This is a genomic window from Clostridium tarantellae (assembly GCF_009295725.1).
In the GTDB taxonomy this organism is placed as follows: Bacteria; Bacillota; Clostridia; order Clostridiales; family Clostridiaceae; genus Sarcina; species Sarcina tarantellae.
On record NZ_WHJC01000005.1, the window covers coordinates 1 to 26,969 of the forward strand.

At 26.1% G+C, this 26,969-nt stretch carries 32 protein-coding genes and 1 tRNA gene; 29 read left to right on the forward strand and 4 right to left on the reverse strand.

Annotation, left to right across the window (positions count from 1 at the left end; all coding sequences use genetic code 11):
- The first annotated feature begins 31 nt into the window (after positions 1-31).
- The 6 genes from GBZ86_RS00985 (at position 32) to GBZ86_RS01010 (ending at position 3,558) form a co-directional block, all read left to right on the forward strand.
- Positions 32-619 carry a nucleoside/nucleotide kinase family protein gene (locus tag GBZ86_RS00985; RefSeq protein ID WP_152886889.1) on the forward strand — a complete coding sequence of 196 codons (588 nt, stop codon included), beginning with the start codon at positions 32-34 and terminating at the stop codon, positions 617-619.
- A gap of 237 nt (positions 620-856) precedes the next feature.
- A complete protein-coding gene (locus tag GBZ86_RS00990; protein ID WP_152886891.1) occupies positions 857-1,186 on the forward strand; it encodes a cyclic-di-AMP receptor in 330 nt (109 codons plus the stop codon).
- A 24-nt stretch (positions 1,187-1,210) separates the two neighbouring features.
- Positions 1,211-2,143, forward strand: coding sequence for a DNA polymerase III subunit delta' (locus GBZ86_RS00995; RefSeq protein ID WP_152886893.1), 933 nt, complete (start codon positions 1,211-1,213; stop codon positions 2,141-2,143).
- A gap of 2 nt (positions 2,144-2,145) precedes the next feature.
- Positions 2,146-3,051: a PSP1 domain-containing protein gene (locus GBZ86_RS01000; protein WP_152886895.1), complete on the forward strand. Its 906-nt coding sequence runs from the start codon at positions 2,146-2,148 to the stop codon at positions 3,049-3,051.
- Between the two features lie 12 nt (positions 3,052-3,063).
- Positions 3,064-3,267 carry a heavy-metal-associated domain-containing protein gene (locus GBZ86_RS01005; RefSeq protein WP_152886896.1) on the forward strand — a complete coding sequence of 68 codons (204 nt, stop codon included), beginning with the start codon at positions 3,064-3,066 and terminating at the stop codon, positions 3,265-3,267.
- A 120-nt stretch (positions 3,268-3,387) separates the two neighbouring features.
- The gene (locus GBZ86_RS01010; protein ID WP_152886898.1) at positions 3,388-3,558 is read left to right on the forward strand and encodes a DUF362 domain-containing protein; all 171 of its coding nucleotides are present in this window, start codon (positions 3,388-3,390) and stop codon (positions 3,556-3,558) included.
- A 118-nt stretch (positions 3,559-3,676) separates the two neighbouring features.
- Here GBZ86_RS01010 and GBZ86_RS01015 read toward each other — a convergent pair whose 3' ends face one another.
- Positions 3,677-4,321, reverse strand: a complete 645-nt coding sequence (locus GBZ86_RS01015) for an MBL fold metallo-hydrolase (protein WP_152886900.1) — start codon at positions 4,319-4,321, stop codon at positions 3,677-3,679.
- A 206-nt stretch (positions 4,322-4,527) separates the two neighbouring features.
- Here GBZ86_RS01015 and GBZ86_RS01020 point away from each other — a divergent pair, with 206 nt between their 5' ends.
- The 7 genes from GBZ86_RS01020 (at position 4,528) to GBZ86_RS01050 (ending at position 10,873) form a co-directional block, all read left to right on the forward strand.
- Positions 4,528-4,983 carry a CtsR family transcriptional regulator gene (locus tag GBZ86_RS01020; protein ID WP_152886902.1) on the forward strand — a complete coding sequence of 152 codons (456 nt, stop codon included), beginning with the start codon at positions 4,528-4,530 and terminating at the stop codon, positions 4,981-4,983.
- A 21-nt stretch (positions 4,984-5,004) separates the two neighbouring features.
- On the forward strand, positions 5,005-5,532 hold the full coding sequence (locus tag GBZ86_RS01025; protein ID WP_152886904.1) for a UvrB/UvrC motif-containing protein: 528 nt from the start codon (positions 5,005-5,007) through the stop codon (positions 5,530-5,532).
- Positions 5,525-6,538 carry a hypothetical protein gene (locus GBZ86_RS01030; RefSeq protein ID WP_152886905.1) on the forward strand — a complete coding sequence of 338 codons (1,014 nt, stop codon included), beginning with the start codon at positions 5,525-5,527 and terminating at the stop codon, positions 6,536-6,538. The genes GBZ86_RS01025 and GBZ86_RS01030 overlap by 8 nt, the downstream gene beginning before the upstream one ends.
- A 22-nt stretch (positions 6,539-6,560) precedes the next feature.
- Positions 6,561-9,029, forward strand: coding sequence for an ATP-dependent Clp protease ATP-binding subunit (locus tag GBZ86_RS01035; protein ID WP_152886907.1), 2,469 nt, complete (start codon positions 6,561-6,563; stop codon positions 9,027-9,029).
- A 74-nt stretch (positions 9,030-9,103) separates the two neighbouring features.
- A complete protein-coding gene (locus tag GBZ86_RS01040) occupies positions 9,104-9,460 on the forward strand; it encodes a hypothetical protein (RefSeq protein WP_152886909.1) in 357 nt (118 codons plus the stop codon).
- Positions 9,461-9,697: 237 nt separating this feature from the next.
- Positions 9,698-10,636, forward strand: coding sequence for a thioredoxin-disulfide reductase (trxB, locus tag GBZ86_RS01045; protein WP_152886911.1), 939 nt, complete (start codon positions 9,698-9,700; stop codon positions 10,634-10,636).
- A 3-nt stretch (positions 10,637-10,639) separates the two neighbouring features.
- Positions 10,640-10,873 carry a glutaredoxin domain-containing protein gene (locus tag GBZ86_RS01050; RefSeq protein ID WP_152886913.1) on the forward strand — a complete coding sequence of 78 codons (234 nt, stop codon included), beginning with the start codon at positions 10,640-10,642 and terminating at the stop codon, positions 10,871-10,873.
- A 107-nt stretch (positions 10,874-10,980) separates the two neighbouring features.
- Here GBZ86_RS01050 and GBZ86_RS01055 read toward each other — a convergent pair whose 3' ends face one another.
- Positions 10,981-11,208 carry a glutaredoxin family protein gene (locus GBZ86_RS01055; protein WP_152886915.1) on the reverse strand — a complete coding sequence of 76 codons (228 nt, stop codon included), beginning with the start codon at positions 11,206-11,208 and terminating at the stop codon, positions 10,981-10,983.
- Positions 11,209-11,319: 111 nt separating this feature from the next.
- Positions 11,320-11,487: a hypothetical protein gene (locus tag GBZ86_RS16915; protein WP_170272128.1), complete on the reverse strand. Its 168-nt coding sequence runs from the start codon at positions 11,485-11,487 to the stop codon at positions 11,320-11,322.
- 195 nt (positions 11,488-11,682) lie between these two features.
- Here GBZ86_RS16915 and GBZ86_RS01060 point away from each other — a divergent pair, with 195 nt between their 5' ends.
- From GBZ86_RS01060 to disA, 4 genes are all read left to right on the forward strand, one after another.
- The gene (locus GBZ86_RS01060) at positions 11,683-12,405 is read left to right on the forward strand and encodes a GntR family transcriptional regulator (protein WP_152886917.1); all 723 of its coding nucleotides are present in this window, start codon (positions 11,683-11,685) and stop codon (positions 12,403-12,405) included.
- Positions 12,402-13,133, forward strand: a complete 732-nt coding sequence (gene nagB, locus GBZ86_RS01065) for a glucosamine-6-phosphate deaminase (protein ID WP_152886919.1) — start codon at positions 12,402-12,404, stop codon at positions 13,131-13,133. The genes GBZ86_RS01060 and nagB overlap by 4 nt, the downstream gene beginning before the upstream one ends.
- 161 nt (positions 13,134-13,294) lie before the next feature.
- Positions 13,295-14,647 (forward strand): DNA repair protein RadA, encoded by a 1,353-nt coding sequence (radA, locus tag GBZ86_RS01070; protein ID WP_152886921.1) that lies wholly within the window; start codon positions 13,295-13,297, stop codon positions 14,645-14,647.
- Between the two features lie 15 nt (positions 14,648-14,662).
- Positions 14,663-15,727, forward strand: coding sequence for a DNA integrity scanning diadenylate cyclase DisA (disA, locus tag GBZ86_RS01075; RefSeq protein WP_152886922.1), 1,065 nt, complete (start codon positions 14,663-14,665; stop codon positions 15,725-15,727).
- Between the two features lie 45 nt (positions 15,728-15,772).
- Here the strand turns inward: disA and GBZ86_RS01080 are convergent, their stop codons facing one another.
- Entirely contained in the window at positions 15,773-16,171 is a 399-nt protein-coding gene (locus GBZ86_RS01080) for a nucleoside triphosphate pyrophosphohydrolase family protein (RefSeq protein WP_152886924.1), read from the reverse strand.
- Between the two features lie 287 nt (positions 16,172-16,458).
- Between GBZ86_RS01080 and GBZ86_RS01085 the strand changes: the two genes are divergently transcribed.
- From GBZ86_RS01085 to rpmG, 12 genes are all read left to right on the forward strand, one after another.
- On the forward strand, positions 16,459-17,577 hold the full coding sequence (locus tag GBZ86_RS01085) for a PIN/TRAM domain-containing protein (RefSeq protein ID WP_152886926.1): 1,119 nt from the start codon (positions 16,459-16,461) through the stop codon (positions 17,575-17,577).
- A gap of 20 nt (positions 17,578-17,597) precedes the next feature.
- A complete protein-coding gene (ispD, locus tag GBZ86_RS01090; RefSeq protein ID WP_152886928.1) occupies positions 17,598-18,287 on the forward strand; it encodes a 2-C-methyl-D-erythritol 4-phosphate cytidylyltransferase in 690 nt (229 codons plus the stop codon).
- A gap of 323 nt (positions 18,288-18,610) precedes the next feature.
- Positions 18,611-20,326, forward strand: a complete 1,716-nt coding sequence (locus GBZ86_RS01095) for a proline--tRNA ligase (RefSeq protein WP_152886930.1) — start codon at positions 18,611-18,613, stop codon at positions 20,324-20,326.
- 64 nt (positions 20,327-20,390) lie between these two features.
- Positions 20,391-21,788 carry a cysteine--tRNA ligase gene (cysS, locus tag GBZ86_RS01100; RefSeq protein WP_327443515.1) on the forward strand — a complete coding sequence of 466 codons (1,398 nt, stop codon included), beginning with the start codon at positions 20,391-20,393 and terminating at the stop codon, positions 21,786-21,788.
- A gap of 153 nt (positions 21,789-21,941) precedes the next feature.
- Entirely contained in the window at positions 21,942-22,355 is a 414-nt protein-coding gene (locus GBZ86_RS01105; RefSeq protein WP_152886934.1) for a Mini-ribonuclease 3, read from the forward strand.
- Between the two features lie 11 nt (positions 22,356-22,366).
- A complete protein-coding gene (gene thyX, locus GBZ86_RS01110) occupies positions 22,367-23,107 on the forward strand; it encodes an FAD-dependent thymidylate synthase (protein ID WP_152886936.1) in 741 nt (246 codons plus the stop codon).
- 28 nt (positions 23,108-23,135) lie between these two features.
- On the forward strand, positions 23,136-23,996 hold the full coding sequence (gene rlmB / locus GBZ86_RS01115; RefSeq protein ID WP_152886938.1) for a 23S rRNA (guanosine(2251)-2'-O)-methyltransferase RlmB: 861 nt from the start codon (positions 23,136-23,138) through the stop codon (positions 23,994-23,996).
- 16 nt (positions 23,997-24,012) lie between these two features.
- Entirely contained in the window at positions 24,013-24,525 is a 513-nt protein-coding gene (locus tag GBZ86_RS01120; protein WP_327443490.1) for an NYN domain-containing protein, read from the forward strand.
- A 50-nt stretch (positions 24,526-24,575) separates the two neighbouring features.
- Positions 24,576-25,214 carry an RNA polymerase sporulation sigma factor SigH gene (sigH, locus tag GBZ86_RS01125; RefSeq protein ID WP_327443492.1) on the forward strand — a complete coding sequence of 213 codons (639 nt, stop codon included), beginning with the start codon at positions 24,576-24,578 and terminating at the stop codon, positions 25,212-25,214.
- Positions 25,215-25,301: 87 nt separating this feature from the next.
- Positions 25,302-25,377 (forward strand) — tRNA-Thr (locus GBZ86_RS01130).
- Between the two features lie 59 nt (positions 25,378-25,436).
- A complete protein-coding gene (tuf, locus tag GBZ86_RS01135) occupies positions 25,437-26,630 on the forward strand; it encodes an elongation factor Tu (protein WP_152886940.1) in 1,194 nt (397 codons plus the stop codon).
- Between the two features lie 174 nt (positions 26,631-26,804).
- The gene (gene rpmG / locus GBZ86_RS01140; protein WP_327443495.1) at positions 26,805-26,954 is read left to right on the forward strand and encodes a 50S ribosomal protein L33; all 150 of its coding nucleotides are present in this window, start codon (positions 26,805-26,807) and stop codon (positions 26,952-26,954) included.
- Positions 26,955-26,969: the final 15 nt, after the last annotated feature.

A 26,969-nucleotide genomic window follows, 5' to 3' on the forward strand; every position in this document is an offset into this window, starting at 1 on the left:
ACATATAAGAATATAGTATAGGAGCATATAAATGGGAAAAATTTTTTGTATATTAGGTAAAAGTGGATCTGGGAAAGACACTATATTTGGGCATTTAAAAAGAGATAAAGATTTGAATTTATTACCTATAATAGGCTATACTACAAGACCTATGAGAAAAAATGAAACACATGGTATAGAATATTTTTTTATAACTAATAATGAATTAGAAAACTATAAAAACTTGAGGAAAATTATAGAAGTTAGAAGTTATGATACTGTTAATGGCAAATGGTATTATGGAACTATAGATGATGGACAAATAGAATTAAATAAAAACAATTATTTATTTATATCAACATTAGAAGCTTATAAAAGTTTAATTAAGTATTTTGGGAAAAATAATATAATTCCAATATATATTAATTTAGATGATGGAGTAAGACTAGAAAGAGCTTTAGTTAGAGAAAAGAAACAAATTAATCCTAATTTTAACGAATTATGCAGAAGATTTTTAGCTGATGATATAGATTTTAGTTATAATAATCTTAAAGAGTGCAGAATAAATAAATTTTATGAAAATTATGATTTACATGAATGCTTAGAAGAAATAAAAAAAGATATAAAAAAATATTTGTAAGATAATTATTTATTAATAAAAAAATATTTTAGTACAAACCTTTTAAATAAGATTTATTAGATTATAAAAATAATCTTATTTAAAGGTTTTTATTTTAAAAATATTATATATATAACAAAATAATTATTTGAAAATATTACAATTTTTAATTAATCTAGTGTTTAACAGTAGTTAATTAATGATATAATATTTATAAATAGATTAATAAAAAATAGTAGTATTATAGGAGGGTAGCTTATGAAATTAATAATTGCTATCATTCAAGATGATGATTCTTTAGAATTATTAAATTCTTTAACAGAAGAGGGATATAGTGTTACAAAGTTAGCTACTACAGGTGGTTTTTTAAAAGCTGGAAATACAACTTTGTTAATAGGTATAGAAAAAGCAAAAGTAGAAAGTGTAATTGATATTATTAGAAGTGTTTGTGAAACTAGAAAAGGTATTATTACGACACCAACTCCTATAGCGGAACAAGGAGGGATATATATGCCATATCCTATAGAAGTTCAAGTTGGAGGAGCTACTATATTTGTATTAGATGTAGATAAATTTATTAAAATATAACTAAAATAAAGGAAGAAGTAAATAATGAACATAATAGGACATAAGAAAGTTATTGAAGGATTTTATAAATCAATAAATAGAGATACACTTTCACATGCTCATTTAATAATAGGAGAAGAAGGAATAGGAAAAAGTTTATTAGCTAGAAAGTTTGCATTTGAAATTTTAGGTGTTCCAGAACAAAAGGATTATGTTGATATAATACATTATAAATCTAATAAATCTTCTTTTGGAATTGATACAGTAAGAGAAATAATATCTGAAGCTAATAAGAAGCCTTATGCAAATGATAAAAAAGTTATAATTTTATATGAAGGAGAGAAATTAACTGTTCAAGCACAAAATGCTTTATTAAAAACCATAGAAGAACCACAAAAAGGTATATTTATAATTATATTATCTGAGAATGGAGAATTAATTTTAGAAACTATAAAATCAAGATGTCAAATTCATAGATTAATACCTTTGAAAAGATTAGAAATGATGGAGTTTTTAAAGGTAAATTATCCAGATTTAAAAGATGAAAATTTAATTAAGACATTATTAGCATTTGCAGAAGGTGTTCCAGGACAAATAGAGAAGTTTTTAAAAGATGATCAGTTTAATAATTTAAGATTAGTTATTATAAATTTTCTTATGGAATTAAGTTCAACATCACAATATATAGCTTTAAAATATTCGGATATTTTTATGTCCTTTAAAAATAAAGAAGATGAAATTTTTTCTACAATAGTATCTTTTGTTAGAGATATTATTATATATAAAGAATTAGAGGAAAAAAGTTCAATTATAAATGGTGATAAATTAGAAGAAATTAAACAATTATCTAATATGCTGTCATATAAGGAATTAAGTAGGATTATTTCAAAAGTTGATGAAGCAAGAATAAATCTAAAGAGTAATACAAATTCATGGAGTACTTTTAATACTATGTTAATTAACATATTGGAGGAATAATAATGATTAAAGTTATAGGGGTAAGGTTTAAAAAAGCAGGAAAAATATATTATTTTGGGCCAAATGATTTGGATGTGAAAAAAGGAAATTTTGTTATAGTAGAAACTGCTAGAGGCATTGAGTTTGGTGAGTGTGTAATAGGAATTAAAGAAATTCTTGAAGAAGATATAATAGCACCTCTTAAGCTTGTTCTTAGAATAGCAACGGAAGAAGACATAACTAAACATAAAGAAAATAAAAATAAAGAAGTTGAAGCTTTTAATATATGCTTTAAAAAAATTTTAGAACATCAATTAATTATGAAGTTAATTGATGTTGAATATACTTTTGATAATAATAAAGTAATTTTTTATTTTACAGCGGAAGGAAGAGTTGATTTTAGAGAGCTTGTAAAAGATTTAGCAACTATATTTAAAACTAGAATTGAGTTAAGACAAATTGGAGTAAGAGATGAAGCAAAGATGATAGGTGGATTAGGACCTTGTGGAAGATCACTATGTTGCTCTACTTTTTTAGGAGATTTTGCATCAGTATCTATAAAAATGGCAAAAGAACAAAGTCTTTCATTAAATCCTACTAAAATATCAGGTATATGTGGTAGATTAATGTGTTGCTTAAATTATGAACAAAGCACATATGAAGATATAAGAAAAAGGTTACCTAAAATTGGATCTATTGTAGAAACTACTAAAGGAAATGGAGAAGTTGTAGATAACAACGTATTAAAAGAAAAAGTAAAAGTTAAATTAAAAATAAAAAATGAAGAGATTATTGAATCTTTTAGTATAGATAATATTAAATTAATTTCTGGATCGTATGAAGATGTTATTGAAGAGAATGATATTAAATTAGAAATAGAAGATGAGACAGATAAGAAGTTAATAAAAGAATTATTTAAGAAAAATTAAGGAGGTTTAATAATGAAATCATCAATCAAAATAATGGATATGAAAAATAATGAAGATATGTCTACAATAAAAAAAGTTATAGCCTCACAAGAAGGTGTTGTTGCTTGTGAAATAAATAAAAGCTTAAAATTAGTAAATATAGTATATGATGATCGTTTTTTAAACTTAGATAATATAATTTCTAGTATAGAAGATTTAGGATATATAGTTTTATAAATTATTATTATTACATAATGGAAATAACTTTTAAATAATTAAAATACTTTTAAATTCGTTAAAAGTATGATAAGATAATTATGGTATTTTAATACCATAATTTCTAGGAGGTGTTTTATTATGGCATATAAAATAGAAGATTCATGTGTAAGTTGTGGAGCATGTGCTGCAGAATGTCCAGTAAATGCAATCTCTCAAGGAGATACAATATTTGTAATTGATGCAGATGCTTGTATAGATTGTGGAAGCTGTGCTAGCGTTTGTCCAGTAGGTGCACCAGTTGAAGCATAATCATAATTAAGAGAGACCTATAAGGGTCTCTTTTTTTGTGCAAAATTATAATAATTTAAAATTAATATGAAGAAATTAAATCCTTAAGCAAAATTTTTAAAAACATTGAACTTTTCTATTAATTTTCGCATATATTCAATATAACAATAGTACTTTCATTAGGTAATGAAGTTTTATCAACAGAAAGCATATTTGAAGTTGTTTTTTTATAAGATTTCATTTTAAGTAAAAATTTATCTATTCCATCTAAAAAAAATTTGAAATTTTTAGTTTTATAGTGCATAGGAATTATATATTTAGGTGATATTAAATCTATTAATTTTTTTACAATATTTAAGTTTATAGTAAAATAATTTCCTACAGGTATAAATAATATATCAATATGTCCTAAATCAAGTATTGTTTTCTTAGATAAAATATGACCTAAATCTCCTAAATGACATAAAACTATATCATCTATTACAAATTTAAATATTAAATTATCTCCTCTTTTATTTCCATTAAGTTCATCATGAAAAGAAGTAAATGATTTTATATTAAAAAATTCGCATTCATAAAATACCTTTTCATTTAAAATATGAGTATCTTTATTTAAATATTTAGTACAATTATGGTCAAAATGTGAATGACTTATAGTTACAATATCTACAAATCCTTTAAAAGGAACATAACCTATATCTAAATCAAAAGGGTCAGTAAGAATTCTTTTGCTTTTAGATGTTTTAATTAAAAAACAAGAATGACCAAACCAATAAATATTCATATGAAAATCCTTTCTAATATTTTTAAATTTATAATTAAATTATTTGCCAATAAAAATTTTTTAAACAAATTTTTTGTTAATTAAATGAATTTTAGAATAAATCTAGGAAATAATTATATTTGTATTGATTAAAGTTATATTATATAGAGTAGTTTAATTTATTTTTATTAAAGTCAAAGAAAGTTAAAGTAAAATAAGGGGGAATGATGTCCAAATTATCAAATACAATTGAAAGTTTTATAAAAATTCTTTTGGAAAAATCTAAAAATTATGAGATAAAAATTCAAAGAAATGAAATAGCAAAAAAATTTAAATGTGCACCTTCTCAAATAAATTATGTGTTAAATACAAGGTTTTCATATAATAAAGGATATTTAATAGAAAGCAAAAGAGGTGGGGGTGGGCATATAAAAATAAAAAGAGTTAGTTATCAAAGTAAGGATAATTTGAATAGGATAATAATAGAACAAATAGGTGAAAGTATTAAATATAATGAAGCAATAATATTAATACAGTATTTAAATGAAATTAAAATTATTGATGATATTAACTTAAACTTAATAAAAGTTATATTAAATGAGAGAACTTTAAAAAGATCTACTAATAAAAATAAATTAAGAGCAGATATATTAAAAGCTATGATAATAAGTTTAATAAAATAATTATAAAAGGGGGAATTGAATATGCTTTGTGAAAAATGCAATAAAAATGAAGCAACAATAAGTATAGTTAAAATTATTAATGGAAATAGAGAACAAATGATGGTTTGTGAACAGTGTGCTAGTAGATTAATTGATAAACCTATAAGTAATTTTAAAGATTTAGATGGAGAAGAATTTAAAAAATTATTAAGTACATTAATGGATATTCCTAATAAAGATAAAAGTATAGATTTTAAAAAATTAAAATGTGATATTTGTAATTTATCTTATAAAGATATTAAAGAAAAAGAGGCATTAGGATGTGGAAATTGTTACAAAATATTTTATGATGTTTTGAATGAATGTAATAAGATAAATAAAAATAATATTTATCAAGGAAAATTTCCAAAAAAATATGGAGAAAAATTTCAAGAAAAAGTAAAGATAAAATTATTGAGTGAAGAATTAAAAACGGCTATTTCAACAGAAGACTATGAACAAGCAGCTAAATTAAGAGATAAAATAAAAGAACTTTCTAAGCGCTTAGAAGGAGATAATATTAATGGATAAGGATAAAATTTATAACAAAGATATAGTTATGTACTCTATAGTTAACTTAACAAGAAATATTAATGAAATTCCTTTTTCATACTTGATTAACAATGAACAATTTAGGGTATTATTCAAATATATAGAAAAAATATTTTTAAAAGAGGAGGAAAAAAATAATTTTATAATTATAAATGAAGAAGAGGAAAAGAATTGGTTAAAAGAAAATCATATTTTAGATAATATAAATAATTTAAATAGAATAACTAAAGTTATATCAAATAAAACTAAAAAAAATTGCATCATATTAAATCAAAAAGAACACATATTATTATCTACTATAAGTGAAGGATTAAATTTTAATGAGATCTTTAAAGAAGTTAATTCATTAGATGATTCAATAGAAGAATGTGTAGAATATGCATTTAATGAAAACTTGGGATATCTTACATCTTTTCCTAGTGAAATTGGTAGTGGATTTAAAGTTGGAGTTATTATACATTTACCTGCAATTGCTTTAAACAATGGAATAAAAGATTTAAAGTATAAATTATCAAAAGAGAATATAGAATTATTACCTATGTATGTTAATGGAATAGAAGAAATAGGATATATTTACAAGGTTTTCACTAAATTCTCTAATGAACTTTCAGAAATAGAAATAATACAAAATTTTAAAGCTATTTTATATGAAATAATTTTAAAAGAAAAAAATACAAGAGATAAATTAATGGAAGATAAAGAAATAGAAGTAAAAGATATGATTTTTAGAGCTTTAGGACTGATTAAGAATTTTTATCTTATAGATTTATGTGAAAGTATAAGATTAATGTCTTATATTAGATTCGGAATAGAAATTGGATTGATAACACATATAGAGTTAAGTGATGTAGATGAATTATTTTTTGAAATACAACCTATAAGCATACAAAGAAAATATAAAGAGAGTAACTTAAATTTTAAAGAAATAAATATCAAAAGAGCAGAATTTTTAAGAGAATGGATTGAGAAATTAGATAAAAAATAGAATTGGTATGAGGTGGGAGATAATGCTTTTTGAAAGATTTACAGATAAAGTAAAGATGGTACTTGAAAGTGCCAAAGAAATTTCTATAGAGCTTAAACATGGTTATATTGGTACAGAGCATATATTAGTAGGAATATTAAAAGAAGATGATGGAGCAAGTAAGAAAATTTTAAATAAATATGGTGTAAATGAAAAAGATGCTATTAGTCTTATAAAAAAGTATATTGGTTCTGGTGATTTAATATATAGTTTTGAAGAGATTCCTTTAACTCCTAGAAGTAAAAGATTGTTAGAAGCTAGCTTGTTAGAAAGTAAAGAATTAAATAAAAACTTTATAAATCCTGAGCATATAATACTTGCATTACTAAAAGACATAGATAGTGTAGGATTTACTATATTAGAAAAACTTTTTAAAGGAAATATAGAGTTGTTAAGAGAGTTTATTTTAAATGATCTAGAAGAAAACTTATTTTTAGAAGAAGAAAATATTGAAGAGAAAGAAGAACCAAAAGAAAAAATAAAAATAGTAGAAACACCTAATTTAAATAATTATGGCATAGATCTTACAGAAATGGCTAGACAAAATAAATTAGATCCAGTAATAGGAAGAGAAGAAGAAACTGAAAGGGTTTTAGAAATATTATGTAGAAGGATAAAAAATAATCCTTGTTTAATTGGTGAACCAGGAGTTGGAAAAACTGCTATAGTGGAAGGTTTAGCTCAAAAAATAATAGAAGAAAATATTCCTCAAATTTTAAAAGATAAAAGAGTGGTAACATTAGATTTAACAGCTATGATCGCAGGAGCAAAATATAGAGGTGAATTTGAGGAGAGACTAAAGAAAATAATTAAGGAAGTTAAAGAAGCTAGTAATATAATTTTATTTATTGATGAAATTCATACTATAGTAGGAGCAGGAGGAGCAGAGGGGGCAATTGATGCTTCAAATATATTAAAACCAGCATTAGCTAGGGGAGAAGTTCAATGTATAGGAGCTACAACAATAGATGAATATAGAAAATATATAGAAAAAGATATGGCTTTAGAAAGAAGGTTTCAACCTGTAAATGTAAAAGAGCCATCTAAAGAAGATACATTATTAATATTAAAAGGATTAAAAAGAAAATATGAAGAACATCATAATGTTATAATAACAGATAAAGCTATAGAAGCAGCAGTAAATTTGGCAGATAGATATATTAATGATAGATTTATGCCTGATAAAGCAATTGATTTAATAGATGAAGCATCAGCAAAAGTAAAAATAGAGGCACTGACAACTCCTAAATCTCTTAAGAGTATTGAAGATGAAATTAATAATACTTATATTTTAAAGGAAAAAGCTATAGAAAATCAAGACTTTGAAAATGCAGCAAGCTTGAGAGATAAAGAAAAAAATTTAAGATTAGAGTTAAATATGAAAAAAAATGAATGGATAAATAATAGTCAAACATCTATAGAGAAAGTAGAAGAAAATCATATAGCTAAAGTTGTTGCTAAATGGACTAAAATACCAGTAGAAAAATTAAATGAAAGTGAATCAGAAAAGCTATTAAATTTAGAATCAAATCTTAAAAGTAAAGTAATAGGACAAGATGAAGCAATAAAAGTATTAGCTAAAGCAGTAAGAAGAGCTAGAGTTGGACTGAATGATCCATACAAACCAATAGGTTCTTTTATCTTCTTAGGACCTACTGGAGTTGGAAAAACTGAGTTAAGTAAAGTTTTAGCTAAAGTTATGTTTGGAAATGAAGAAAATTTCATAAGAATAGATATGTCAGAATATATGGAAAAGCATAGTGTTTCTAAGCTTATAGGCTCACCGCCTGGATATATAGGTTATGAGGAAGGTGGACAGTTAACTGAAAAAGTAAGAAGAGTTCCCTATTCTGTTATACTATTAGATGAAATAGAGAAAGCTCATCCGGATGTTTTTAATATATTACTTCAAATATTAGAGGATGGAAGATTAACTGATGGAAAAGGTAAAACTGTAGATTTTAAAAATACTATAATTATACTAACTTCAAATGTTGGAGCGAATATATTAAAAAAATCTAGTATTGTTGGATTTGTTACTAATAATAAAGAGAATGACAAGTATGAAAAAATGAAAAATAAAATGATGGAAGAACTTAAGGAAACTTTTAAGCCAGAATTTTTAAATAGGATAGATGAAATAATGGTTTTTCATTCTCTAGATAAAGATAATTTATTAAAAATTGTAGATTTAATGTTAATGGAAACTAAAAATAGAGTTAAGGAACATGAAATATATTTAGATTTTACAGATGAAGTAAAAAATATGATTGTTGAAAAGAGCATAGGTGAAAATTATGGTGCTAGACCGTTAAGAAGAATAATTACAAAGTCTATAGAAGATAAATTAAGTGAGGAAATTTTAAAAGGAAAAGTTAAAAAAGGTAATTTTATTGAAGTTATATTAGTGGATAATGAAATAAGTTTTATACCTAAAATAGATAAAATTTAGAAAAGAAGAAATCATATATGGTAAAATATATCATATGTGATTTTTTTATTTGTTATTTCAAGGAGGATTTTGATATGAAAATAATTTTAATTAGTATGTCTCTTATTTTATTAATGTTTTATTATATTATTGGTATAAAGGAAAATTTTAAAGTAGCTTTTATTAATGAACAAGCAATTGAAAATATGAAAGCAAAAGATAAACAGCAAGCAAGTAAAGACTTAGCTTCTCCTTTAGTACCTATGGCTATACTGTTAGGATCAGTTGCATTTATGAATAATAAATGGGGCGGTATATCATATGGTATTTTAATAATGGTAGTTATATTTTTTATTTATATAGAAATAAAAAATATAAAAAAAATAAATAGTAAATTTAAAAATAAAGTTATAAAAACTAAAAAAATAAATAAAAATAAGAAGATATATTAAAGTATCAAAATTCTTGATACTTTTTTTATTTTCTTTAAAATATATTGTTTTTCTTTAAATTTATAGATTAAAAATATAAGTTAGGATTAAAAATAGGTAGGAGGTGTTATGTTGACAATATGCAGAAAAGATGAGTATAATTTAAAAAAATACCCATAGGGGGTATAAAGGATATGAGAAATATATTAATGTATTATGTTTTTATAGTGCTTATATATTTGAGGAGAGTGGTGTATTATGAGTAAAAAATTAAAAGAAATAGATTTAATAATTATAGGTGCAGGTCCGGCTGGATTAACTGCTGCTATTTATGCAACAAGGGCTAATTTAAAAACTCTTGTCTTAGAAAAAGATATAATTGGAGGTCAAATAAGATCAAGTTATACTATAGAAAATTATCCAGGATTCAAAGTTATAAAAGGTAATGAATTAGCAGATAAAATGCAAGAACAAGCAGAAGCATTAGGTGCAATTATAGATGAATTTGACTTTATAGAAAGTGTTTCATTTAAGGATTATGAAAAAATAGTAGAAACTTCTGAGTACTTGTATAAAGCAAAGGCAATAATAATTGCAACAGGAGCAACTCCTAAAAAATTACCATTGATTAATTCAGAGAGATATGAAGGTAAAGGCATTCATTATTGTGCTATTTGTGATGGTGCTTCATATAAAGATGAAGTTATAGCTGTGGTAGGTGGTGGAAATGCTGCATTAGAAGAAGCATTATTTTTATCTAAATTAGCTAAAAAAGTAATAATAATAAGACGTTATGATTACTTTAAAGCAGAAGCTACAGTACTTAAGCAAGTAGAAGAAACAGAAAATATAGAAATTATGTATAATTGGGATTTAGTTGATGTATTAGGAAATGATTTTGTGGAAAAAGTAAAAATTAAAAATACTAAAACCTATGAAGAAAAAGAAGTAGAAATAAAAGCAGTATTTGTATATATAGGTACAGTACCTAAAACAACATTATTCAAAGAGTATATAAATTTAAATAAAGATGGATATATAAAAACTGATGAAAGTATGAAAACAAATATAAAAGGAGTATTTGCAGCTGGAGATGTTAGAGAAAAAGAATTTAGACAAATAACAACTGCTGTAGCAGACGGAACAATTGCTTCATTAAAAGCTGAAAAATATATAGTTAAAGAGAAAGGAGAATAATTTATGATAAAAATTTATTCTGTTAATTGGTGTGGACCATGTAACAAACTAAAAAAATATTTAGATATTAAAGGATTAAATTATGAAGTTATAACAGTCGCTGATAACAAAGAAGATAGAGATGAAGTTCTTAAAATATCAGGTCAAAGATCTGTCCCTGTTATGACTATTGATGATAAAGTAATTGTAGGTTTTAATAAAATGGAAATTGATTCAGCTCTAAAAGAGTTAAAATAAAGGAGCAAGATATTTAATTTAAGTTATAAGTAAAATAATTAATAATAAATGAAAATTTTAGGAAAGAAAAAAGCGTAATTAGAACTTTATTCTAATTACGCTTTTTTCTATTTATTCAATGCATTATCAATAGCATCTTTATTAAAACCAACAATAACAGTTCCATTTACATCTAAAACAGGAACACCCATTTGTTTAGATTTTTTCACCATTTCTTCCCTTGCTGCCATATCTGATTGTACATTTAGCTCTGTAAAAGGTATTTGTTTTTTTTCTAAATATTGTTTAGCCTTTACACACCAAGGACAAGAATTAGTAGTATATACTTTAATCATAAAATCACCTCTTCTATTAAAAAATAATAATTATTATTTAATATAAATTTTATAACTGAATAAAAGATTTGTAAAGTATACAATATTATCAAATATTATGTATTAATATATTTATTTTATTAAATTGTTACTTGTAATATACTGATTCATTAATAAATTATCTATAGTTTCATAAGAAGGATTAGTTATTGAAGAAACTGTAGAATATTCAATATCATCATGTAAAGGATTTTTGCTATTTTTGTTATTGAAGTCTATAGAAATATTTTTATATTCCAATGATATCAACTCCTTATTATTTAAATAAATATTAATATTATTATTGATAAAATAAATATTAAATATTCATTTAAATTGAAGGAATATAAACTAATAGATTGATATATGATAAAATAAAAATATTAGAGTATAATTAGATTGTATAGTGGTCTAGACATGTGTTATTATTTTTAGTATAATTAAGGAGGAAGATTAATGATAGATAAAAATAGTCCTATTCCAGTTTATTATCAACTGAAAGAAGATATAAAAAATAAAATCGATATAGGGGTTTGGAAAGTAGGACAATGTATAAATAGTGAAAGAGAATTATCTGATCATTATTCTGTTAGTAGAATGACAGTTAGGCAAGCATTAGGGGAATTAGTTCAAGAAGGTTTGCTTATAAGAGAAAAAGGTAAAGGTACATTTGTATGTGAACCTAAAGTAAAACAAAAAAATATGATGAGTTTTTCAGAATTAGTAAATAAAACAGGAAGAAATTTAAAAACTAAAGTTACAGTTTTGGAAGTTATAGATACACCAGAAGAACTAGTTCAAATTTTTTCAGAAATTAAATTATATAGAATAAATAGAGTAAGATATGTAGATGAAGAAGTAGTAGCAAATGAAGAAGTATATATTCCTTGTGAATATTGTGGCTATTTAAATAAAAATCAATTAGAAGAATCATTATTTAAACTTTTAGAATCTAAGGGTTATGGAATTGAAAGTTGTGAATCTTCTTTGGTAGCTATAATAATGAATGATGAACTTAAAGAACTATTTGAAATAAATGAACAAGTTCCACTATTGAAAAGTCATAATATAAATTTTAATAGTGAAGGTAAAGTGGTATATGTAGAAGATGCAATTTATAGATCAGATAAATATATTTTAGAAATAAATATTTCACAGAGAGAGGGGCAAGTAAAATGAGGTTAATAATAGCTAAAGATTATAATGAAATGAGCAAAATAGCTGCTGATGAAATGGCTAAAAGTATCAAATCTAATCCAGAAATAGTATTAGGGTTAGCTACTGGAGGAACACCGGTAGGAATGTATAAAGAACTTATAAAAATGTATGAAAATGGAGAATTAGATTTTTCTAAGGTTAAAAGTGTAAATCTAGATGAATACGTTGGACTATCAGGAGAACATAATCAAAGTTATAGATATTTTATGAATAAAAATTTATTTAATCATATAAATATAGATAAAAATAATACATTTGTTCCTAATGGATTATCAGAAGATGTGGAAAAAGAAGGAAAAATATATGATGAAAAAATAAAAGAATTAGGTGGAATAGATGTTCAATTATTAGGTTTGGGAAATAATGGTCATATAGGTTTTAATGAGCCTAATGATGAGTTAACAGTAGGAACTCATTTAACTAACTTAAAACAAGATACAATAGAAGCTAATGCTAGATTTTTTAGTTCAATAGACGAGGTTCCTAAAAAAGCTATAACAATGGGATTAGGAGGCATAATGAAAGCTAAGGAAATAATTGTTATAGCAAGTGGTAAAGGTAAAGCTGATATAGTATCAAAGCTTATGAATGGAAAAATAACAACTGATATTCCAGCATCAATGTTACAAATGCACAATAATGTTATTGTAATTGTAGATGAAGATGCCGCTAAATTAGTTAATAAATAGTTTTTATATATTATTTAAGAAGTCATCTAAAGTAAAATATTAGATGATTTCTTTTTTTATTTGCAACAAATATGTGTGATAATGAAAAACTATATGGTATTATTATTATTATATTTTTAAAGAGTTTAGGAAAAACAAACATAATTTTGGAGATGATATAATTGGCAAAAATAAAAACGCTTTTTTCTTGTCAGAATTGTGGATATGAATCGCCAAAATGGCTAGGAAAATGTCCAGGATGCAATAATTGGAATACAATGGTGGAGGAAGTAAAAGATTTAAAGCAAAATTATAATAATAATATTAATATATCTAATGTAAAAAAAATATCAGATATCAAATCAGGAGAAAAAGAGAGATATGATACAGGAATTGGTGAATTAAATAGAGTATTAGGAGGTGGGATTGTAAGAGGATCATTAACATTAATATCAGGAGACCCTGGTATAGGAAAATCAACACTACTTTTACAAACCGCCAATAATATTTCATGTAAATATGGAAAAGTATTATATATTTCAGGAGAAGAATCAGAAGAGCAAATAAAAATTAGAGGAGATAGATTAGGTATAAGTGCTGATTTATTATATATAGTTTCAGAAACAAACTTAGATGTGATAGAAGCATATATAAATGAGTTAAAACCTATATTTGTAATAATAGACTCAATTCAAACTATATATAGAGATACATTATCATCAGCACCAGGAAGTGTATCTCAAGTTAAAGAATGCTCTAATTTAGTAATGAGAATAGCTAAAAGTAATAATATTCCATTGTTTATAGTAGCTCATGTTACTAAACAAGGTGACTTAGCTGGTCCAAGGGTTTTAGAACATATGGTAGATACAGTATTATCTTTTGAAGGAGAAAGAACAGAAGAGTTTAGAATTTTAAGAACTATGAAAAATAGATTTGGAACTACTGCTGAAATTGGAGTATTTGAAATGCGACAAGAAGGGTTAATGCAAGTGTATGATCCATCAAAGTTATTTTTAGAAGATACTTCATTTAATCAAGAAGGATCAGTAGTTGTTGGAATTATGGAGGGAACTCGTCCTATTTTAGTAGAAATTCAATCATTAGCTAGTGAAACAAAAGCAATTATGCCAAGACGGACAGCAGTAGGAGTAGATAATTCTAGATTAAGTTTAATATTGGCTGTATTAGAAAAAAAATTAAGAATACCTTTTTACAATAATGATGTGTATGTAAATGTAGTTGGTGGATTAGAGATAGATGGAACTACTGCCGATTTAGGTATTGCTATAGCATTAATATCTTCAATTAAAGGAAAAGTTACATCTTTAGAAAAAGTTTTAATAATTGGAGAGGTTGGACTTACAGGTGAAATCCGTCCAGTTTCAAATTGTGATAGAATAATAAATGAAGCTAAAAAAATGGGTTTTTTAAATGCTGTAGTTCCATATAGAAATTTAGAAAAATTAAAAGATTATAATTTAAATATAATAGCTGTTAAAACTTTAAAAGAAGCAATTTCAAAGATATTTTAATAGATGGGTGAGCATATGAGAGAAAAAAATGATAACGAATTGAAAAATATTTTAAAAATAATGAGTCCTGGAACAAGTTTAAGAGAGGGACTAGAAAATATATTAAGAGCTAAAACCGGTGGATTAATTGTATTAGGTGATACTGAACAAGTTTTGGATCTTGTAGATGGAGGATTTAATATAAATTCAGATTATAGTCCAGCATATATATATGAATTAGCTAAAATGGATGGTGCTATAATTGTTAGTTCGGATTTGAAAAGAATATTATATGCAAATACTCAATTAATGCCAGAACAATCAATAACTACTTATGAAACTGGAACTAGACATAGAACTGCTCAAAGAGTAGCAAAACAAACAGGAAATGTAGCTATAGCAATTTCCCAAAGAAGAAATATAATAACTATATATAAATCAGATATAAAATATGTTTTAAGAGATAGTAGTGTTGTTTTAAGTAAAGCTAATCAAGCGATACAAACTCTTGAAAAATATGTTGCTGTTTTAGAAAGAGTAATAAATAATCTTAACATATTAGAGTTTCAAGATTTAGCAACTTTATTTGATGTAGTTACAGCTATACAAAGAACAGAGATGGTAATGAGAATAGTAGAAGAAATAGAAGGATATATTATAGAACTGGGCAATGAAGGAAGATTAATTTCCATGCAATTAAATGAATTAGTTAGAAGTATAGAACAAGACGGAATTTTATTAATTAGAGATTACTGTACAGAAATAGTTAATTATAAAGATGTATATCAAAGTATACAAAGTTTATCAGCAGAAGATTTATTAGATTTAGACCAGATTTCTAGAGAGTTAGGCTATATTGGCAAATCTTTAGTTGACACATTAGTGTCACCTAAAGGCTATAGAATAGTAAGTAAAATACCAAGAATTCCATCAGTTGTAATAGAAAATTTAGTGAAACATTTTAAGAAATTAAAATATGTATTAGAAGCTGGAAAAGATGAATTGGATCAAGTTGAGGGAATTGGTGAGGCTAGAGCGCGTGCTATAAAAAATGGATTAAGAAGAACTAGAGAACAGGTATTAGTTAATAAAAATTTATAAATCAGTAAGTGCCATTAAATATAATGGCACTTACTGATATTAATATTATCTAAAAGAGAATTTTCCTAAAGTATTGATTTTACCATATTCTTTTAATAGTATGTCATATAAATTTAAGTCTAAACAATTACATAAAGCAGTAATATAAAATATATTATTTCCTAATTCTCTTTCAATAACCTCTCTACAACTTTCACATAGAGAGCCAGTTAGGTGAGATTTAAAACAAGTATTTAAATCCTCTAAAGATGTCTTTTCACATTCTAAATTTTGTTTTTCAGCATTAATTTTAATGCAACCACAATTAGTGACGGATTTGCAAATAGCTCTATTCGCTCTTGCTTGAGATTCTTGATATTTACTTAATATATCTAATATGCTTTTGTGTCTTAATAGAGAGTTATTTACGCTATTTTGAAAATCGTCAAAAATTAAATCTTTCATAGTGTTCAACTCCTTAACAAAAGAATCTTTGACCTATAATAATTATAAAATTTTTCCAAATCACTTGTCAATTAAATTCCAGTTAGTAATTAATATGGATACGTAACCAGAACTTAAATATAATATTAAAACAAAGTATATAACATTAACAGGGGGCATTAAATACCAAATATATCAAATATGAATTGAAGAATTTTTTATAAGGTGATATTCTATAAATAAATGCCTAAAGATTTTTGAATTATAGTTATAAAACATGTCAATAATTAAGCTTAGGAGGTGATAAAATGATCAAAAAAGTATTTAGAATTATATTTACTATTTTAGGGTTATTAATAGGATATATATTGGCCGATTCTATAGTTAAAAGTAAATATATAGCTGAAAATGGATATTTTTCTAATATTATTTTATTGGTATCATTTTATATTATATTAACAGTTATTTTGGGAATTTTATTATTTATTCTTTCACCAGCTATTTATAGAATTATAAGAAAGTTTATGTCCTTTGTTGAAAGGAGTATAAATAAACTTTCACCAAGTGAAATAATTTTTGGAGTATTAGGAGCAATTATAGCTCTAATTATAGCTTCAATTTTTACTATTCCATTAAATAGTATTCTAAATAAGATGGATAATAAATTTAGTGATTTTATAGGTCCACTTATTTTAATAGTTGGAAATCTAATCTCAATTGCTATAGGTGTAGATTTAGCTGTAAAAAAAAGAGAAGATATTCTTAATTATTTAGAAAATTTAAAAAGAGATAAATCAAATCAAAAAGAAAAAAAATCTAAAGCAAAGGGTGGTATGATACCAAAAATTTTAGACACATCTGTAATAATAGATGGAAGAATTTTTGATTTATGTCAAACAGGATTTATAGAGGGACCTTTAGTAATACCAAGTTTTGTTTTAGATGAACTTAGACATATTTCAGATTGTTCAGATAGTTTAAAAAGAACTAGAGGTAGAAGAGGATTAGATATTTTAAATAAAATACAAAAAGAATTAACTATAGAAGTTCAAATTTGGGAAGGTGATTTTCCAGAAATAAATGAAGTTGATAGTAAATTATTAAAATTAGGACAAAAATTAATAGGAAAAGTTATTACTAATGATTATAACTTAAATAAAGTTGCAGAGGTTCAAGGTGTTCCTGTTTTAAATATAAATGAATTAGCTAATGCTATAAAACCAGTAGTTCTTCCTGGTGAAGATATGAGATTGACTGTAGTAAAAGATGGTAAAGAATCAGGTCAAGGGGTTGCTTACTTAGATGATGGAACAATGATTGTAGTAGAAGGGGGAAGAAAATTTATTGGGGAAGAAATAAATGTAGTAGTTACGTCGGTTTTACAAACGGCAGCTGGTAGAATGATATTTGCTAAACAAAAAGCTTGAAAAATTGAAAGGTAAGTTTTATGGGAAAAATAGTAAGTGTAATATTAGCAGGTGGAAAAGGAAAAAGAATGGGAGGAGACATAAGTAAACAATTCATTGAAATTGAAGGTAAACCTTTAATATATTATACATTAAAGGCTTTTGAAAAATGTTCAATTATTGATGAAATAATATTAGTTCTTCCTAAAAGAGAGATTGATTATTTTAAGAATAATATATTAAATAGATTTACTTTTAAAATACATAAGATAGTTGAAGGTGGAGTAGAAAGACAAGATTCAGTATATAATGCTTTAAAATCTATAAATGATTGTGAAATTGTATTAATACATGATGGTGCAAGACCATTTGTAAATTTAAATATTATATATGATGGAATTAAGTATGCTAGAGAATTTGGTGCTGCAGCTCCAGGAGTTGTGCCTAAGGATACAATCAAAATTAAAAATGAACATAATTTTTCTATTGATACACCGAAAAGAAATTCACTTGTAGCAGTTCAAACACCTCAGTGTTTTAAATATGAAATAATATTAGATTGTCATGAAAAAATAAAAAAAGAATCTAAAACAGTAACAGATGATACAATGGCTGTAGATATGTTTAAAAATAACGTATATCTTTATGAAGGTGATTATAAAAATATTAAAGTTACAACAGCAGAAGATTTAATATTATGCAATGAATTTGTAAAGAGTTATAAAGTTTAGAATAGTTTACTTCTTTTATTGACATAGTATGATTATATAGATATAATGAAAAAAGTAAAAAATGTATATTTGTAAAGCGTTGAAGAAGATTAGTAGAAACTATTTTATACAGAGAGTGAATCCAAGGCTGAAAGATTCCAATAAAGTTTTGAACCTACTTCGGAGTTATAGAAAAAAACTAATCGGTGAAATACCGTTATCATTATGAAAGTACAAATTTAGGTGGTACCGCGATATATGCTCGCCCTAAGAATTTTTTTCTTAGGGGAGCTTTTTTTTATAAATTTTAATATTCATAGGAAGTTATATTAGGAGGTAGAATTATGAAAATGTCAAATATGTTAGTATCAACGTTAAGAGAAGTGCCAGCAGAAGCTGAAATAGCAAGTCATAAACTTATGTTAAGATCTGGTATGATGAGAAAAATGGCTGCTGGAATTTATAATTATATGCCATTAGGTCTTAAAGTATTAAAAAATATAGAAGATATAGTAAGAGAAGAAATGAATAATGCTGGAGCACAAGAATTTTTAGCATCTGCATTAATACCTTCAGAACTTTGGAAAGAGTCAGGTAGATGGGAAGCTTATGGAGCAGAAATGTTTAGAGTAAAAGACAGAAATGAAAGAGATTTTTGTTTAGGACCAACTCATGAAGAAGTGTTTACGGATATAGCAAGAAATGAAATAAAATCATATAAACAATTACCAGTTAATCTATATCAAATTCAAACAAAATATAGAGATGAAAGAAGACCAAGATTTGGAATAATGAGATCTAGAGAGTTTGTAATGAAAGATGCTTATAGTTTTGATAAAGATCAATTAGGTTTAGATTTATCATATGATAAAATGCATGAAGCGTATGTTAAAATATTCAATAGATGTGGATTAGATGCTAAATGTGTAGAGGCTGATTCAGGTGCAATAGGAGGTTCAAATTCAGCTGAATTTATGGTTAAATCAGAAGTTGGAGAAGATGATGTAGTTTTCTGTACATCATGTAATTATGCAGCTAATATAGAAAAAGCCATAGCTACACCAGAGTTAGCAGAAAAAGAAGAGCTAAGAGATTTAAATAAAGTAGAAACACCAAATATTAAAACAATAGAAGATTTAAAAAATTTCTTTAATTGTTCAAATAAAAAAATGGCAAAAACTTTAATTTATAGAGTAGATAATAAAGTAGTTGCAGTTATGGTTAGAGGAGATAGAGAAGTAAATGAAACAAAAGTAGCTAATGCTTTAGGTGAAGTTATAGAATTAGAAATGGCTAATGAGGAAATAGTGAAAAATGCTACAGGAGCAATTACTGGATTTGCAGGTCCTATAGGGATAAAGGTTGATGAATTATTAGTTGATGAAGAAGTTGCAAATATGTTTAATTTTATAGTTGGAGCTAATGAAACAGGATATCATATGAAAAATGTTAATTTTAAAAGAGATTTCCAGGGTAAAGTTGGCGATTATAGAAATATAACAATTGGTGAAAAATGCCCTTGTTGTGGATGTGAAATTACTATAGCTAGAGGAACGGAAGTAGGACATATTTTTAAATTAGGAACTAAATATTCAGAAGCTATGAATGCTACATTTATAGATGAAGATGGAAAATCAAAGCCTTTTGTTATGGGATGTTATGGAATAGGTGTAACTAGAACTATGGCTTCAATAATAGAACAGCATAATGATGAAAATGGAATAATATGGCCATTGTCTGTAGCGCCATATCATGTTTCAATTATAGTAGCTAATATTAAAGATGAAAAGCAAGTTAAATCGGCAGAAGAAATATATACAAACTTAAGATCTAAAGGCATAGATGTTTTACTTGATGATAGAAATGAACGTGCAGGAGTTAAATTCAAGGATGCGGAACTTATGGGAATCCCTATGAGAATTACTGTTGGAAAAAAAATTGGGGAAAATCAAGTAGAATTTAAGTTAAGAAAAGGTGGAGATATGGAAGTAATTAATACAGATGAAATCTTCACTAAAATTAAAAAAGAATTTTTAAATGAAGGATTAAAGGTTCAATAAAATAACAATCCAAAATACTTAAAATTATATTCAGAGTTATAGAATAATAGGAGGGGTAATAATGATTAAGGTATATAATACTCTAACTAAACAAAAAGAAGAGTTTAAACCATTAGTTAATGGCGAAGTGAAAATGTATGTATGCGGTCCTACCGTTTATAATTTTTTTCATATAGGTAATGGGAGGACATTCATAGTATTTGATACTATAAGAAGATATTTTGAATATAGAGGTTTTAAAGTTGATTTTGTTCAAAATTTTACTGATATAGATGATAAAATGATTAAGAAAGCTAACGAAGAAAATACAACAGTTAAAGAAATCGGAGATAAATATATAAAAGAGTATTATAAAGATGCAGATGCTTTAAATATAGAGAGAGCTTCTGTTAATCCAAGAGCAACAGAGTATATTAGTGATATTATAAAGTTTGTAAAGGAATTGGTTAATAAAGGATATGCTTATGAAGTAAATGGAGATGTTTATTTTTCAACTAAAAAGTTTAATAGCTATGGAAAATTATCGGGGCAAAATATAGAAGATTTGCAGTCAGGAGCAAGAATAAGCATAGATGAAAGAAAGCAAGATCCTATGGATTTTGCAATTTGGAAAGCACAAAAAACAGGAGAACCAGCTTGGAAAAGTCCGTGGGGAATGGGAAGACCTGGATGGCATATAGAATGTTCATGTATGGCTAAAAAGATTCTTGGTGATACTATAGATATACATGCTGGAGGTTCAGATTTAGCATTTCCTCATCATGAAAATGAAATAGCTCAAAGTGAAGCTTTAACTGGGAAATCTTTTTCAAATTACTGGTTACATTCTGCCTTTGTAAATGTAAATAATGAAAAGATGTCTAAATCATTAAATAATTTTTTTACTGCAAGAGAAATATTAGAAAAGTTTGATGCTGATGTAATTAGATTTTTAATGTTATCAGCACATTATAGACAACAACTTAATTTTAGTGAAGATTTATTATACTCTGCAAAAGCATCTGTAGAAAGAATATACAATACTATAGGAAATTTAGAAAATTTAATAGTTGAAGTTTCTAGAGATGAAATAAATGAGGAAGAAAAAAAATATTTAGAATCATTATCAAAGTATAAAAATAAATACATAGAAAAAATGGATGATGATTTTAATACAGCTGATGCTATTACTGCTATATTTGATTTAATAAAAGATATAAATACAAATATTACAATAAATTCTTCTAAAGAGTTAGTAAAAGAAGCTTTAAGCTTAATAAGAGAATTAGGAATGCCTTTAGGAATTTTACAAAAATCTACAAAAGGAACTCTTGAAGATGAAATAGAAGGATTAATAGAGCAAAGACAAAAAGCTAGAAAAGATAAAGACTTTGCTTTAGCTGATAAAATAAGAGATGATTTAAAAGCAAGAGGTATTGTTCTTGAAGATACTCCTCAAGGAGTTAGATGGAAAAAAATATAATGGTTATGACTTGCATATGAAGAAATTCTTTGCAAGTCATTCTTTTAAATTTAAAATATATTATGTAGTGACTAAATTAATTATTGAATGTAATACTTAATTACCTTAAAATATTAAAGAAAATAGGTTTAGTATTAAAATAAAGGAGAGAAAATGCTAAATAACTTATTATTTAAACAATTTACTAAGGATGAAGCAAGAATGTTAAATCCATTACAATTAGCATTAATTGGTGATGTAGTTTATGAATTATTTATAAGAAACTATATATTGAGTGATAATGTAGGTTTATCTGCTCATAAAATTCACATTAAAGCTATACAATATGTTAAAGCTAAAGCTCAAAGTAACATAATAAGGCTCTTAGAAGATGACCTAAATGAAGAAGAACATTATATATATAAAAGAGGAAGAAATGCTAAATCAGCAACAGTTCCTAAAAATGCAGATGTTAGAGATTATAGAAATGCTACAGGCTTTGAAGCATTAATTGGATATTTATATTTATCAAATAATGAAGAGAGATTAAATTACATTCTAATTAAAGCAATAAAGATTAATGTTTAGGAGAGTTATAAATGAGTTTAAAAGTTAAATTAATACAATATACACCAGAACCTGAAAAAACAATAGCAGCAGCAGCTAAACTTTGTTACAGTGCTGTTGGGGTAGATGATATAATGGAAAAATTAACAGAAGAAAATACAGAAAAATTTTTAAATATGTTAATGTCTTATGGGCATGCATCACCTATTGAACATGTTAGCTTTACTTTTGCAGTAGAAGGAGTTTCTAGAAGTTTAACTCATCAATTAGTTAGACATAGAATAGCGTCATATTCTCAACAAAGTCAAAGATATGTTAAGTTAGAACAATTTGAATATATAGTTCCTCCTGCTATAGAGGAAAATGAAGAAGCTAAAATTTTATTTATAAAAGCTATGAAAGAAAGTCAAAATAGTTATGATGAAATAGCTAAAATACTTAAGGAAAAATATATATGCCAAGGTATTAATGATAAAATGGCAGAAAAAAAAGCTATAGAAGATGCAAGATATGTATTTCCAAATGCTTGTGAAACTAAAGTAGTATTTACTATGAATGCTAGAAGTTTAATTAATTTTTTTCATCATAGATGTTGTGAAAGAGCTCAATGGGAAATTAGAGAATTAGCTAAACAAATGGTGTATCAAGTTAGAGAAGTAGCACCAATACTATTTAAAAAATCAGGACCGAGTTGTGTTGCAGGAGTATGTCCAGAAGGATCTATGAGCTGTGGAAAAGTTAAGGAAATGAGAAGTTTATATCTTAAAAAATAATAATCAATTAATTAAGGAGAGAATACTTATGACAAAGTCAGAAAATAAATTTAGAAATTTAACTCGTAAACAAAAAAGTGAATTAGTAAGACAACAAAATAAAATGTTTAAAGAAAAATTTGATAGAGAAGCTACTAATGAAGTAAAAAATAGAGAAGATTTAGTTGAAGGAAGAAATGCTGTAATAGAATTATTAAAAACTGATAAAACCATAGAACAATTATTTATAGCTAATGGAAAATTAGAAGGTTCAATAAATAAAATAATAGCATTAGCAAAAGAAAAGAAAATAGTAATTAAAGAAGTTGATAGAAAAAAATTAGATTCTATGAGTGAAACAAGAGCTCATCAAGGAGTTATTGCTCAAATAACACCTTTTAAGTATTCAACTGTAGAAGATATACTTTTATATGCTGAAAAAAGAGGTGAATCTCCGTTTATAATAATTTTAGACGAATTAGAAGATCCTCATAATCTAGGTTCTATAGTAAGAACAGCTGAATTATGTGGTGTTCATGGCATAATAATACCTAAAAGAAGAAATGTAGGAGTTACAGGAACTGTGTATAAAGCATCAGTAGGAGCTATAGAACATATTAAAATAGCTAAAGTAACAAATATAAATTCTGTTATAGATGAATTAAAAAGTAAAAATATATGGGTTTATGGTGCTGATATAATGGGAGATGAATATAGCTATGAAATAAATTTTCAAGGTGCTTGTGCTATCATTATAGGAAGTGAAGGAAAAGGAATGTCTAAATTAACTAAAAGTAAATGTGACAAATTAGTTAAAATTCCTATGGTTGGAAAAATAAACTCTTTAAATGCTTCGGTTGCAGGTGGTATAATGATGTATGAAGTATTAAAGTCTAGAATAAGAAAATAGAAAAAGAGTGATATATGTGAAGGTTATTTTTGTTGATGGATATAATGTTATAAATAGTTGGCCTAATTTAAAGACAATAAAAAAATATAGTTATGAATCTGCTAGAAAGAAATTAGCTGATATTATGGAAAACTATGCTTATTATGATAATTGTGAAATACATGTAGTTTTTGATGCACATAAGGTTACAGGTAGCTTAGAAAAAAAAGATATAACCGGACAAATTATCACGGTTTTTACAAAAGATGGAGAAACAGCAGATGCTTATATAGAGAGAATGGTTAATGACATAGGGAAAAAAATAGAAGTTACAGTTGTTACATCCGATTGGTTAGAGCAACAAACAATATTTCAAAGAGGAGCTATAAGAATGTCCTCTTTAGAATTCTATCATGAAGTTATAAAGGTAGAGGAAAAAATTAGAAAAAAATCAGAGATTAATAAATTATCTACAAATAAAAATTTTCTTGGAGACAGCTTAACAGGAGAAGTCTTTAAAAAATTAGATGAAATTAGAAAAAGTAAATAATACAAAAGGATAGTTTAATCTAGAATATTTATGGTTTAAGGGGGGGTATAGTGAGTAATAAACGAGTATTAACTAATAGTTTTGACCCTTTAGTAGAATCAGATGAAAAAATTGTTATTATAGCAAAAGGTGGAAATGAAAGAGCTTTAGAATATATTATTAATAAATATGAGCAATTTGTTAAAGCAAAAGCAAAATCATATTTTTTAATAGGTGCAGATAAAGAAGATATTTATCAAGAAGGGATGATAGGTTTATATAAGGCTATTAGAGATTTTAATCCTAATAAATTAGCTTCTTTTAAAGGATTTGCAGAATTATGTATAACAAGACAAATTATAACAGCTATAAAAACAGCTACAAGACAAAAGCATATTCCATTAAATACATACGTTTCATTAAACAAGCCTATGTATGAAGAGGAGTCTGACAGAACTTTGTTAGATGTTTTAGAAGGTTTAACAATTACTGATCCAGAAGAAGTTATTATAAGTAAAGAAGAAGTTCAACACATAGAGAAAGAAATTGAAAAAGTTCTTTCAGAATTAGAATTAGAAGTTTTAAATTCTTATTTAGATGGAAAGAGTTATCAAGAAATAGCATGCGATTTAGACAGACATGCTAAATCTATTGATAATGCTTTACAAAGAGTTAAAAGAAAGCTAGAAAAGTGTTTAAATATTAAATAAATCATTTGTTAAAAAATATTGACAAAGAAATTTATTAGTAGTAAAATTTTTATGGTATAAGGAATAAATTGAATAAATTTTGAAGTTGCTCACGTAGCTCAGTCGGCAGAGCGTCGCCTTGGTAAGGCGGAGGTCGTCGGTTCAATCCCGATCGTGAGCTCCAAAAAATGGAATTCACAACACGCTAGGCAGAGTTTATTTGATTTTAAGGAGGAAATTACAATGTCAAAGGCAAAATTCGAAAGAAGTAAACCACACGTTAACATTGGAACAATCGGTCACGTAGACCATGGTAAGACAACATTAACAGCAGCTATAACAACAGTTTTAGCAAATAGAGGATTCGCTGAAGCATTTAACTATGCAGATATAGATAAAGCTCCAGAGGAGAAAGAAAGAGGAATAACAATCAACACAGCACACGTTGAGTATCAAACAGATAATAGACACTATGCACACGTTGATTGTCCAGGACATGCTGACTATGTTAAGAACATGATAACAGGAGCAGCACAAATGGATGGAGCAATATTAGTTTGTTCAGCAGCAGATGGTCCAATGCCTCAAACAAGAGAGCATATCTTACTTGCATCAAGAGTAGGAGTTGACTATATCGTAGTATTCTTAAATAAAGCAGATATGGTAGATGACGAAGAGTTATTAGAATTAGTAGAAATGGAAGTTAGAGAGTTATTAAGCGAGTACAACTTCCCAGGAGACGATATACCAGTAATAAAAGGTTCAGCATTAAAAGCATTAGAGAACCCAACAGATGAAGCTTCAATAGCACCAATCTTAGAGTTAATGGAAGCAGTAGATAGCTACATTCCAACACCAGAAAGAGCAACAGATAAGCCATTCTTAATGCCAGTAGAAGATGTATTCACAATTACTGGTAGAGGAACAGTTGCAACAGGAAGAGTTGAAAGAGGAATACTTCACGTAGGAGACGAAGTTGAAGTAATCGGATTAACTGATGAAAGAAAGAAAACAGTAGTAACAGGAATAGAAATGTTCAGAAAGTTACTAGATGAGGCGCAAGCTGGAGACAACATAGGAGCATTATTAAGAGGTGTTCAAAGAACTGATATCGAAAGAGGTCAAGTTTTATCAAAAGTTGGATCAGTAAACCCACATAGAAAATTTGTAGGTCAAGTATACGTACTTAAAAAAGAAGAAGGTGGAAGACATACACCATTCTTTGATGGATATAGACCACAATTCTACTTCAGAACAACAGATGTAACTGGATCAATCAAATTACCAGAAGGAATGGAAATGGTAATGCCAGGAGACCACATAGACATGAATGTTGAATTAATCAACCCAGTAGCAATGGATGAGGGATTAAGATTCGCAATCAGAGAAGGTGGAAGAACTGTAGGTTCAGGAGTTGTTACTAGCATAATAGAGTAATAATTATTATTAAAATATATTTAAAACAAAGGACTGGGTGAATTAACCTAGTCCTTTACATAGTCAACATTTGTTGACAGTTTTATGGATTTGTGATAATGTAGTTTAGTAACACATAAGTAAACAAAGTAAGTAAAACTAATTTTATATATAATAAAACTGGAGGTGCTGGACGTGAGAGTAAAAATAACTTTAGCATGCACAGAGTGCAAACAAAGAAATTACAATACAATGAAGAATAAGAAAAATGATCCTAACAGAATAGAAATGAACAAATACTGTAAGTTCTGTAAGTCACATACTCTTCATAGAGAAACTAAGTAATTAAGTTTTATATTA